Source organism: Bacillus sp. RZ2MS9 (assembly GCF_001816185.2).
Classification (GTDB): domain Bacteria; phylum Bacillota; class Bacilli; order Bacillales; family Bacillaceae_G; genus Bacillus_A; species Bacillus_A cereus.
The window spans coordinates 4,620,490-4,631,769 of record NZ_CP049978.1 but is presented as its reverse complement, the minus strand read 5'-3'; the positions used below and the strand labels follow the sequence as shown (position 1 = coordinate 4,631,769).

The window sequence follows — 11,280 nt, the reverse complement described above, 5'->3', positions numbered from 1 at the left end:
CTCATTTCTTAATCATCAAAGTCTGATCTATGCTTTGTTGAAATTCCTTTCGCTGCTTTTTTTACATGTTGTGGCCTTGCTTGTACATCTCTTGTATCAATCATTGTTAAAGGAAAACGAATCCAAGAATCTTTAACAGATTGTTGTCTTGTTGGATAAAATAAAGCGTACGGCTTGCGTAAAGAAGTAAGTCTAAATAGATGGGTAAATAAAAAGATAAATCCAAGTGAAATCCCGAAAAGTCCTCCTATTTCTGCAAATATGAGAAACGGGAAACGTAGTAATCGAACCGCATTACCCATTTTATAAATAGGTGTAATAAAGGAAGCGAGTGCTGATAAGGCAACGATAATTAATAAAATATTACTCGTTAAACCTGCTTGTACAGATGCTTGCCCGATTACGATACCCCCTACGATACCGAGCGTTTGACCAACTTTCATCGGTAACCTTGCGCCGGCTTCTCTTAATAAATCAATTGCAAGTTCTAAAAAGAGAGCTTCAATTAAAGGCGGGAACGGTACTTGTGCTCTTGATAAAATTAAAGTTTCAAGTAAATCACTCGGAATAAGTTCATAATGATAATTTAAAACTGCAACGTATAACGGTGTAGCGCAAATTGAAAATAGAACGGCAATTAATCTTAAAATCCTTGAAAATGTAGCGTACATCCAGGAGACGTTATAGTCTTCTGGTGAAATGAAAAAATCGAAATAGGATACAGGTGTTAGTAAAACACTCGGAGAACCATCAACAAAAATAGCAATTTTCCCATCAATTAGTGCTTTTGTAACTCTATCAGTACGTTCTGTATTGATATAGAGAGGGAAAATCGATTTTTCACCCATTAATTCTTGTAAATAAGCACTATCATTAATTTGATCATATTCAAGAGCGCGTAATGACTCTTCTAGAAAATCTACATTATCTTTTTCAGCAAGGTTGTCTAAGTACATCATGACAACTTTTGTTTTGGAAAACTCGCCGATAATCATTTCTTTTGTTTGTAAATCTAAAACAGGAAGACGTTTTCGAACTAAATTAATGTTTGTATCAATATCCTCTACGAAACCTTCTTGCGGACCAATAACAGTTGATTCGTTTAAAGGAGGGGTTGGTGCACGATAATTATCAATTGCAATGTTTGCAAGCATACATTTTTGATCTTGCTGATTCAATTGAATAATCGCATGCCCCTTTAAAACCATATCCTCAATTTTTTGTAAGTCGTTCGTAATTGTAATGCCGCTCATCGGGATATGTTCCTTAAGCTCTTCTAGTGATGCGTTAGGTCGTTCTAAAAGAGTGGGCATTAAATACTTTTGTAATTTTTCTCCATCAAGTGAAGGGCGATAGTAAGAAATCCAATAAGGCATCGTTTCATCGTCGGATGTATGATAATTTACAAAATCACTAGACTTTTTCAGCTTCTCTATTAAATTTTGTAAAGAATGAATACGATCTTTTTCTGGTTTTGTAAAGTCATAAATACTATTACCTCCAGAGCTTTGTTGCTTATTTTGAGAAGGTTCATCTTGCTTAGCGTTTTGCTGTTTATCTTGAAACGAATCACCTTGTTTAGCACTTTGTTGTTTATCTTGAGACGAATCATCTTGTTTAGCACTTTGTTGCCTATCTTGAGAGAAATCATCCTGTTTAGCGCTTTGTTGCTTATCTTGAGACGAATCATCTTGTTTAGCACTTTGTTGCCTATCTTGAGAGGAATCATCCTGTTTAGCGCTTTGTTGCTTATCCTGAAACGAATCACCTTGTTTAGCACTTTGTTGCCTATCTTGAGAGGAATCATCCTGTTTAGCGTTTTGTTGCTTATCCTGAGAAGGGTCATCTTGTTTAGAACTTTGCTGCTTATCTTGAGAGGGATCATCCTGTTTAGCGTTTTGTTGCTTATCCTGAGAAGGGTCATCTTGTTTAGAACTTTGCTGCTTATCCTGAGAAGAATCCTCTTGTTTAGCGTTTTGTTGCTTATCCTGAGAAGAATCACCTTGTTTAGCGTTTTGTTGCTTATCCTGAGAAGAATGACCTTGTTTAGTGTTTTGTTGCTTATCCTGAGAAGAATCACCTTGTTTAGAACTTTGTTGCTTATCCTGAGAGGAATCATCTTGTTTAGCGCTCTGTTGCTTATCCTGAGACGAATCTTTTTGCTCGTTATTTTTACCTTTATTATGTTTCATACTTCTAGTCTGTTCTTTGTTATCATCCTCTTGATTGTTAGAATGCTGCTCCTGATTATCTGTTTCGTTTGCTTCTGGTTTATTTGATTTTTTTTTCTTACGTAACCAATTCCAAATCATATGTACGCCCTCTTTAATCTTGTAATATAGTGCTATTTTGTGGCTAATTTTGTATATTATTCATTTATTTATGAAAAGAAGAAGGAGATTAGTTTGCATAGAAAAAAAACTTTAGTAAGCAGTTCATACTATAACGGGGAGAGGGAGAGTCTGTGCAAATTGTAAAAAAGGAGAAGTTTGTTTTAAAAGGGTTTACGTTTGAAAATGGCAGAGAAATTCCTGTTCAAATGGGATACGAGACATATGGCACTTTAAATAGAGAAAGGTCAAATGTGATTTTGGTTTGTCATTATTTTAGTGCAACAAGTCATGCGGCAGGAAAATATACAGTGCATGATGAGGAGTCTGGTTGGTGGGATGGGCTAATTGGACCTGGAAAAGCAATTGATACAAATAAGTATTTTGTTATATGTACGGATAATCTTTGTAATGTGCAGGCGAGGAATCCATATGTGATTACAACAGGACCGAAATCGATTAATCCAGAAACTGGAGAAGAATATGCTATGGAGTTTCCGGTTTTTACATTTCTTGATGTAGCTCGTATGCAATATGAGTTAATAAAAGGTATGGGAATTTCAAGGTTACACGCTGTAATTGGACCGTCGGCGGGGGGAATGATTGCACAACAATGGGCGGTTCACTATCCACATATGGTAGAGCGGATGATTGGTGTTATTACGAACCCACAAAATCCAATTATTACGTCAGTAAACGTAGCACAAAATGCGATTGAAGCAATTCAACTGGATCCAAGTTGGAAAGATGGAAAATATGGAGAACAGCAGCCGATAAAAGGGCTTCATTTAGCAAATAGAATGATGTTTATGAACGCGTTTGATGAGCATTTTTATGAAATGGCATTTCCTCGTAATAGTATAGAGGTAGAACCTTATGAAAAGTTTTCTACACTAACATCATTTGAAAAAGAGATAAATAAAGCGACATATACAAGTATAGAGTTAGTAGATGCAAATTCATGGATGTATACTGCGAAGGCAGTTTTATTGCATGATATTGCACATGGGTTTTCTTCACTAGAAGAATCTCTTTCTAACATAGAAGCGAATGTACTTATGATTCCGTGTAAACAAGATCTGCTTCAGCCGTCTCGTTATAATTATAAAATGGTAGATATTTTGCAAAAACAAGGGAAGTATGCGGAAGTGTATGAGATAGAAAGTATAAATGGGCATATGGCGGGAGCATTTGATATTCATTTATTTGAAAAGAAAGTTTATGAATTTTTAAATCGGAAAGTATCTAGTTTTGTTTAGAAGACAAATGATGGGGAAAAGGTGCGATGTTTGTAGTAGGCACCTTTTTTTACATGATTTGTAGACGGAAAATATATGTAGCTATTGCTATACCGAAAAACGCTATGCTAAGCAATAGAAATAAGAATGACATTTCTTGTGGGGATTTTATTTTTCTATTATTTTTCATACTAAGAGCAATAATTGCAGCGAGTAAGAACACAATCCCCATAATGAAAAGAAAAAGTGTCATTTTAATCGACTCCTTTCATAAAACAAGTATATTGAGGATACAATGTGCTAGTTATGTTTGTAAAGAATAAGTTTTACGAGAAAATTGAGAAATAGCTTTTCGATTCTTTGCGTTCTTTCTTTTGCATGCTAAAATTGGTAGAGAATGTTTGTGAAAAAGAAACTAAAGGTTTTATTGTATATAAGGAGGAACTACATATGACAGAAGTTAAAACAATCACTACAGAAGAGGTACAAGAGCGTTTAGAAAATGGAGAAACGTTATTTTTAGTAGATGTAAGAGAAGATGAAGAAGTAGCGGCAGGAAAGATTCCAGAAGCTGTACATATTAAAATGGGCGATATCCCACATAAAGTAGATTTCTTTAATAAAGAGAATGAATATATCTTTATTTGTCGTTCAGGAATGCGCAGTGAAAATGTATGTCATTATTTAAATGAACAAGGGTTTAAAACAGTGAACATGGTTGGCGGTATGCTTCAATATGAAGGTGAAACGAAATAGTTAATTGTAAAAAACTTGAAACGAGTCTGTTTCAAGTTTTTTTCTTTTGCATACAGTATAGAAAAGGAGGAGGGGTAAATGGGGATTAATTTGCGTAAAGTAAAAATTATTAATAATACAGGAGCTGTTAATGTCGGTGACTGTTATGATCTCTCACCTTTAGCTGTAGCAAAAGTATATGCAGGTGCTGGAGGATCGAGTGCGGCTATTTTTTTAAATGGAAAAAGGCAGCCAGAAGCGGTCATTAGAACATCAGTATTTCTTCCGCCTTTGGCAACGAGTACACGTACGTTAGGTTCATAGAGGAAAGGTAGAGTGTAATTATGCCTGCTCATATAAAAGAGTTTGTTATTGTGAATAACACTGGAAATATATTTACCGGTGATAATTTGAGCGACACTTCATTTACTGCTTCGAAATCATATAGTGGTTCAATGGGGTGTACTTGGATTGATGTTGTTACAGTAATAGGGACGGAGACGAAGCTTTGTTTACAGCCGGGAGATTCGGTGACGACGACGTATACAAGGGGCACTCCTGCTGGTACTGTAACAGGAGCAAATATGGGGCAAAATGTAAATACATCGAGTATAGCGCAAGCTGTCCCTAATACAGATAATATGGATTCAATTGCAGGACTCCCTTAAGAAATTAAGGGAGTTTTTATTATTTAAAATAAAAATAGTCTTGGAAATTATTTTTGTAAATAGATTAAGAAGAGGCTTATTTATTATGAAAAAGACGGTTTGTAGGCGGTGAAAGTGTGAAGAATCGTGATAATAATCGGAAGCAAAATTCGTTAAGCTCTAATTTTAGAATTCCACCCGAACTTATTGGGCCTACTTTCCCCCCTGTTCCAACTGGGTTTACAGGTATAGGGATTACTGGTCCAACCGGTCCACAAGGCCCAACAGGACCTCAAGGACCAAGAGGATTACAAGGTCCGATGGGGGAGATGGGCCCGACAGGACCTCAAGGTGTGCAAGGGATACAAGGATCAGTTGGGCCAATAGGTGCAACTGGACCAGAAGGACAGCAGGGCCCACAAGGATTGAGAGGACCACAAGGAGAAACTGGAGCGACAGGACCTCAAGGGGTGCAAGGGTTACAAGGTCCGATTGGTCCAACGGGAGCGACTGGGGCACAAGGTATACAAGGGATACAGGGATTACAGGGGCCAATTGGAGCGACGGGACCTGAGGGACCTCAAGGAATTCAAGGCGTCCAAGGGTTACCGGGTGTAACTGGTCCACAAGGAATACAAGGAGCACAAGGGATACAAGGAACACAAGGACCGAGTGGAAATACAGGTGCAACCGGAGCAACTGGTCAGGGGATAACAGGCCCGACTGGAATAACAGGTCCAACTGGGATAACTGGACCATCTGGAGGACCTCCTGGTCCGACGGGGCCGACTGGTGCAACAGGTCCGGGCGGTGGACCGAGTGGAAGTACAGGTGCGACTGGAGCAACTGGGAATACTGGAGCTACAGGAAGTACAGGGATAACAGGAGCAACGGGAAGTACAGGTCCGACTGGAAGCACGGGAGCACAGGGCTTGCAAGGAATCCAAGGGATTCAAGGGCCAATTGGTCCAACAGGTCCAGAAGGTCCGCAGGGTATTCAAGGTATTCCTGGTCCGACGGGAGTAACTGGTGAACAAGGAATACAAGGAGTTCAAGGTATTCAAGGGGCAACGGGAGCAACAGGGGATCAAGGTCCACAAGGTATACAGGGGGCTATAGGGCCTCAAGGGGCCACAGGAGCAACAGGAGATCAAGGTCCACAAGGAATACAAGGAGTACCAGGGCCATCAGGAGCAACAGGCCCACAGGGAGTTCAAGGAATACAAGGTCCGATGGGTGATATAGGACCAACAGGTCCAGAAGGCCCAGAGGGACTTCAGGGCCCGCAAGGAATACAAGGTGTGCCAGGGCCAGTGGGAGCAACGGGTCCAGAGGGTCCTCAGGGGATACAAGGTATTCAAGGATCGGTAGGAGCAACAGGCCCACAAGGTCCACAAGGAATTCAGGGAATACAAGGTGTGCAAGGGATAACGGGAGCAACTGGAGTACAAGGAGCAACTGGAATTCAAGGGATACAAGGGGAAATAGGAGCAACGGGTCCAGAGGGTCCCCAAGGAGTGCAAGGTGCTCAAGGGGAGATTGGTCCAACAGGTCCGATGGGTCCCCAAGGTGTGCAAGGAGTACAAGGAATTCAAGGAGCGACGGGCGCACAAGGAGTGCAAGGTCCACAGGGAATTCAAGGAATCCAAGGTCCGACGGGGGCAACAGGAGATACGGGAGCAACTGGGGCGACAGGGGAAGGTACTACAGGTCCAACAGGAGTAACCGGTCCAACAGGGGTAACAGGCCCATCTGGAGGACCAGCAGGACCGACCGGCCCAACGGGGCCATCAGGTCCGGCGGGAGTAACAGGTCCATCTGGTGGACCACCTGGCCCGACAGGAGCAACCGGGGCGACAGGAGTAACAGGAGATACTGGGGCGACAGGCTCAACTGGAGTGACAGGAGCGACAGGAGAAACGGGAGCAACCGGAGTGACGGGTTTGCAAGGTCCGCAAGGAATCCAAGGTGTGCAGGGAGAGATAGGTCCGACCGGTCCCCAAGGTGTTCAAGGTCCCCAAGGAATTCAAGGAGTAACGGGGGCTACTGGAGATCAAGGTCCGCAAGGGATTCAAGGCCCACAAGGCGACATAGGTCCAACCGGCCCACAAGGAATTCAAGGCCCACAAGGTTCTCAAGGAATCCAAGGAGCGACAGGGGGAACAGGAGCACAAGGTCCACAGGGAATCCAAGGTCCGCAAGGTGACATAGGTCCGACTGGGCCACAAGGTCCAACTGGAATCCAAGGGATACAAGGAGAGATAGGTCCAACAGGTCCAGAAGGCCCAGAGGGACTTCAGGGCCCGCAAGGAATACAAGGTGTTCAAGGGCCAGTTGGAGCAACGGGTCCAGAGGGTCCTCAGGGGATACAAGGCATTCAAGGACCGGTAGGAGCAACAGGCCCACAAGGTCCACAAGGAATACAGGGAATACAAGGTGTGCAAGGGATAACGGGAGCAACTGGAGCACAAGGAGCAACTGGAATTCAAGGGATACAAGGGGAAATAGGAGCAACGGGTCCAGAGGGCCCCCAAGGAGTGCAAGGTATACAAGGGGCGATTGGTCCAACCGGTCCGATGGGCGCACAAGGAGTGCAAGGAATACAAGGGATTCAAGGAGCAACAGGTGCACAAGGAGTGCAAGGCCCACAAGGGATTCAAGGGATACAAGGTCCGACGGGAGCAACAGGAGATACGGGGGCAACCGGAGCGACGGGAGAAGGAACTACCGGTCCAACAGGAGTAACCGGTCCAACAGGGGTGACTGGCCCGTCAGGAGGACCAGCAGGACCGACCGGCCCAACGGGGCCATCAGGTCCGGCAGGAGTGACAGGTCCATCAGGTGGACCACCTGGCCCGACAGGAGCAACAGGTGCGACAGGAGTAACAGGAGATACCGGGGCGACAGGCTCAACTGGAGTGACAGGAGCGACAGGAGCAACGGGAGCAACCGGAGTGACGGGTTTACAGGGCCCGCAAGGAATCCAAGGTGTTCAAGGAGAGATAGGTCCAACCGGTCCACAGGGTATTCAAGGTCCACAAGGAATCCAAGGAGTAACGGGGGCAACCGGAGCACAAGGTCCCCAAGGAATTCAAGGCCCACAAGGCGACATAGGTCCAACCGGCCCCCAAGGAATTCAAGGTCCACAAGGTCCTCAAGGAATCCAAGGAGCGACAGGGGCAACCGGGGCACAAGGCCCCCAAGGAATCCAAGGTCCGCAAGGTGATATAGGACCGACCGGCCCCCAAGGCCCACAAGGAATCCAAGGCCCGCAAGGAATTCAAGGTCCAACGGGAGCTACAGGAGCAACCGGAGCGACAGGTCCACAAGGAATTCAAGGTCCACAAGGAATCCAAGGCCCGCAAGGAATTCAAGGTCCAACGGGAGCTACAGGAGCAACCGGAGCGACAGGGCCACAAGGAATTCAAGGTCCACAAGGAATCCAAGGCCCACAAGGAATTCAAGGTCCAACGGGAGCTACAGGAGCAACCGGAGCGACAGGTCTCCAAGGAATTCAAGGCCCACAAGGAATTCAAGGCCCGCAAGGAATCCAAGGTCCAACGGGGGCTACAGGAGCAACCGGTTCACAAGGCCCAACTGGAGATACAGGTCCAACCGGAGCTGGAGCCACTGGAGCGACCGGGGCGACTGGAGTTAGTACAACTGCAACGTATGCATTTGCGAATAATACATCAGGAACCGCTATTTCCGTTTTATTAGGTGGTACGAATGTACCATTACCGAACAATCAAAATATTGGTCCAGGAATTACTGTTAGTGGAGGAAATACTGTATTTACAGTTGCGAATGCAGGGAATTATTATATAGCTTATACAATTAATCTAACGGCAGGATTACTTGTAAGTTCTCGTATAACTGTAAATGGCAGTCCGCTTGCGGGAACGATAAATGCTCCGACAGTTGCTACTGGTTCATTTAGTGCAACAATAATTGCTAACTTGCCTGCTGGAGCTGCTGTTAGCTTACAGTTATTTGGAGTAGTTGCAATAGCTACATTATCTACAGCAACGCCAGGGGCTACCCTGACTATTATTAGATTAAGTTAATAAGCAGAGAACCTTGAAGCTTTTATGTTTCAAGGTTTTTTTATCTTTGTATTTGTAAGTAAACCTCGTTAACCAGGGGGAGTGAATCCCCTCTAATTATTTAAAGTTTCACTTTATTCACTTGAGCAAAAACATCGCAGTTCGAAAATATATTATAATAGAATGAAAAGAAAGAAATTTGGCAGAAAGGGAGGGTGGCGATGCAGGAGATGGTTAAAGATTTTTTTGGACGCCCACTTCAAGATTTACGTATATCTGTCATTGATCGTTGCAATTTTAGATGTACATATTGTATGCCAGCGGAAATATTTGGGCCAGAATATGCTTTTTTGAAAGACGAGTTTTTACTAACTTTTGATGAAATTGAGCGTTTGGCAAAATTATTTGTTAGCATCGGTGTACGGAAAATTAGACTTACTGGCGGTGAGCCACTGCTTCGTAAAGATTTAACAAAACTTATTGCACGTCTTGTGAAAATTGATGGGCTAATAGATATAGGGTTAACGACAAATGCTATTCATTTAACGAAACAAGCGAGGGCATTAAAAGAAGCTGGATTACATAGAGTGAATGTTAGTTTAGATGCGATAGATGATGACATATTTAAGAATATTAATGGTCGAAATATTAATACGAAACCGGTAATTAAGGGGATTATAGCAGCTAAAGAGGCGGGCTTGGAAGTAAAGGTAAATATGGTTGTGAAAAAAGGGATGAACGATCATCAAGTACTACCGATGGCTGCGTATTTTAAAGAGCAAGGAATCACGCTTCGGTTTATTGAGTTTATGGATGTTGGTAGTACAAATGGGTGGAATTTTGATCAAGTCGTTACAAAACGAGAATTGATTGAGATGATTCATAAGGTGTATCCGCTTGAGCCAGCTGAAGCGCATTACTTTGGTGAAGTTGCGAAGCGATATCGGTACGTTGGAACAAATGTTGAAGTTGGTTTTATTACATCTGTTTCTGAGTCATTTTGTGTCTCTTGTACGAGGGCGAGAATTTCGGCAGATGGAAAGTTTTATACGTGCTTATTTGCGACAGATGGTTTGGATGTAAGAGAACTTCTTAGAGGAAATCTTTCGGATGAGGAGTTATTAAGTGTTATACAAGATGTATGGATGAATAGAAAAGATAGGTATTCGGATGAACGAACAGAAGAAAGTGCAAAAAATCGTCCGAAAATCGAAATGTCTTATATAGGAGGATAAGAAAGGGGGGTATCGCATGCAGGAGCGATATTCAAGACAAATATTATTTTCTGGTATTGGAGAAGAAGGACAGAGAAAAATAAGAGAGAAGCATGTGCTTATTATTGGTGCTGGTGCTCTCGGTGCGGCAAATGCAGAAGCGATTGTTAGAGCGGGTGTTGGAAAAGTAACGATTGCTGATCGTGATTATGTAGAATGGAGTAATTTACAAAGACAACAACTATATACAGAAGAAGATGCAAAGCAGTATAAACCGAAGGCGGTAGCGGCAGCAGAGCATTTAAGAGCGATTAATTCTGAGGTGGAAATAACTCCTGTTGTGACGGATGTAACGGTGCAAGAAATGGAAGAATTAGTGAATGATGTAGATTTAATATTAGATGCGACAGATAATTTTGAAACGCGTCTTCTCATTAATGATATTTCACAAAAGTATAATATTCCGTGGATATATGGTGGATGCGTTGGAAGCTACGGAGTAACGTATACAATTTTACCAGGGAAAACACCGTGTTTTCGCTGTTTAATGGAGCATCCGGCGAGCGGAGCAACATGTGACACAGCTGGTATTATACAACCGGCAGTACAATTAGTAGTTGCGCATCAAACTACGGAAGCGCTGAAAATATTAGTAGAAGACTACGGAGCGCTTCGTGAAACGATGTTATCATTTGATCTTTGGAATAATCAACAGATGGCATTTAAAGTGAATAGGCAGAAAAAAGATACTTGTTTATCTTGCGGAAGGTTACGTACATATCCGAGTTTAACATTTGAAGCACAAACGAAAACAGAAGTGTTATGTGGGCGAAATACAGTGCAAATTCGTCCAGGTGTGCGGAAGAATTTTAATTTGGAAGAAATTAAAAAGCGCTTACAAAGAAGCGTAGAGATAAAGGCGACACCTTATTTATTGTCGTTTCCGGTAGAAGAATATCGTTTTGTTTTATTTACAGATGGCAGAGCTTTCATTCATGGGACGAATGATATAAATGTAGCGAAAAGTTTATATGCAAGATATATAGGTTGAACCTAAAGGGAATCCTTTA

At 42.7% G+C, this 11,280-nt stretch carries 9 protein-coding genes; 7 read left to right on the top strand and 2 right to left on the bottom strand.

Annotated features, from left to right (window positions below; genetic code table 11):
- Positions 1-8: 8 nt before the first annotated feature.
- On the bottom strand, positions 9-2,312 hold the full coding sequence (locus BHV55_RS23630; RefSeq protein ID WP_083320110.1) for a spore germination protein: 2,304 nt from the start codon (positions 2,310-2,312) through the stop codon (positions 9-11).
- 152 nt (positions 2,313-2,464) lie between these two features.
- On the opposite strand from BHV55_RS23630, the gene BHV55_RS23625 reads away from it, so the two are divergent.
- Positions 2,465-3,589, top strand: a complete 1,125-nt coding sequence (locus BHV55_RS23625) for a homoserine O-acetyltransferase family protein (RefSeq protein WP_048568011.1) — start codon at positions 2,465-2,467, stop codon at positions 3,587-3,589.
- Between the two features lie 49 nt (positions 3,590-3,638).
- Here the strand turns inward: BHV55_RS23625 and BHV55_RS23620 are convergent, their stop codons facing one another.
- Complete coding sequence (locus BHV55_RS23620) at positions 3,639-3,821, bottom strand: hypothetical protein (RefSeq protein WP_000171888.1); 183 nt, start codon at positions 3,819-3,821, stop codon at positions 3,639-3,641.
- Between the two features lie 197 nt (positions 3,822-4,018).
- Here BHV55_RS23620 and BHV55_RS23615 point away from each other — a divergent pair, with 197 nt between their 5' ends.
- The 6 genes from BHV55_RS23615 to BHV55_RS23590 all read left to right on the top strand — a co-directional run bounded on the left by BHV55_RS23615 (position 4,019) and on the right by BHV55_RS23590 (position 11,261).
- Positions 4,019-4,324 (top strand): rhodanese-like domain-containing protein, encoded by a 306-nt coding sequence (locus BHV55_RS23615; RefSeq protein ID WP_000141207.1) that lies wholly within the window; start codon positions 4,019-4,021, stop codon positions 4,322-4,324.
- A 78-nt stretch (positions 4,325-4,402) separates the two neighbouring features.
- Positions 4,403-4,627: a spore germination protein gene (locus BHV55_RS23610; protein ID WP_000512465.1), complete on the top strand. Its 225-nt coding sequence runs from the start codon at positions 4,403-4,405 to the stop codon at positions 4,625-4,627.
- 20 nt (positions 4,628-4,647) lie between these two features.
- Positions 4,648-4,971, top strand: coding sequence for a hypothetical protein (locus BHV55_RS23605; protein WP_001110848.1), 324 nt, complete (start codon positions 4,648-4,650; stop codon positions 4,969-4,971).
- A 116-nt stretch (positions 4,972-5,087) separates the two neighbouring features.
- On the top strand, positions 5,088-9,017 hold the full coding sequence (locus BHV55_RS23600; protein WP_070757011.1) for a BclA-related collagen-like exosporium protein: 3,930 nt from the start codon (positions 5,088-5,090) through the stop codon (positions 9,015-9,017).
- 200 nt (positions 9,018-9,217) lie between these two features.
- Positions 9,218-10,231 carry a GTP 3',8-cyclase MoaA gene (gene moaA, locus BHV55_RS23595; RefSeq protein ID WP_070757010.1) on the top strand — a complete coding sequence of 338 codons (1,014 nt, stop codon included), beginning with the start codon at positions 9,218-9,220 and terminating at the stop codon, positions 10,229-10,231.
- Between the two features lie 16 nt (positions 10,232-10,247).
- Positions 10,248-11,261: a molybdopterin-synthase adenylyltransferase MoeB gene (locus BHV55_RS23590; protein ID WP_070757009.1), complete on the top strand. Its 1,014-nt coding sequence runs from the start codon at positions 10,248-10,250 to the stop codon at positions 11,259-11,261.
- Positions 11,262-11,280 lie beyond the last annotated feature (19 nt).

What these genes read in the sequence shown, in the direction of transcription:
- BHV55_RS23630 (WP_083320110.1), bottom strand. Translation starts at nt 2,312, where the DNA reads ATGATTTGGAATTGGTTACGTAAGAAAAAAAAATCAAATAAACCAGAA.
- BHV55_RS23620 (WP_000171888.1), bottom strand. Translation starts at nt 3,821, where the DNA reads ATGACACTTTTTCTTTTCATTATGGGGATTGTGTTCTTACTCGCTGCA.
- BHV55_RS23615 (WP_000141207.1), top strand. Translation starts at nt 4,019, where the DNA reads ATGACAGAAGTTAAAACAATCACTACAGAAGAGGTACAAGAGCGTTTA.
- BHV55_RS23610 (WP_000512465.1), top strand. Translation starts at nt 4,403, where the DNA reads ATGGGGATTAATTTGCGTAAAGTAAAAATTATTAATAATACAGGAGCT.
- BHV55_RS23605 (WP_001110848.1), top strand. Translation starts at nt 4,648, where the DNA reads ATGCCTGCTCATATAAAAGAGTTTGTTATTGTGAATAACACTGGAAAT.
- moaA (WP_070757010.1), top strand. Translation starts at nt 9,218, where the DNA reads ATGCAGGAGATGGTTAAAGATTTTTTTGGACGCCCACTTCAAGATTTA.
- BHV55_RS23590 (WP_070757009.1), top strand. Translation starts at nt 10,248, where the DNA reads ATGCAGGAGCGATATTCAAGACAAATATTATTTTCTGGTATTGGAGAA.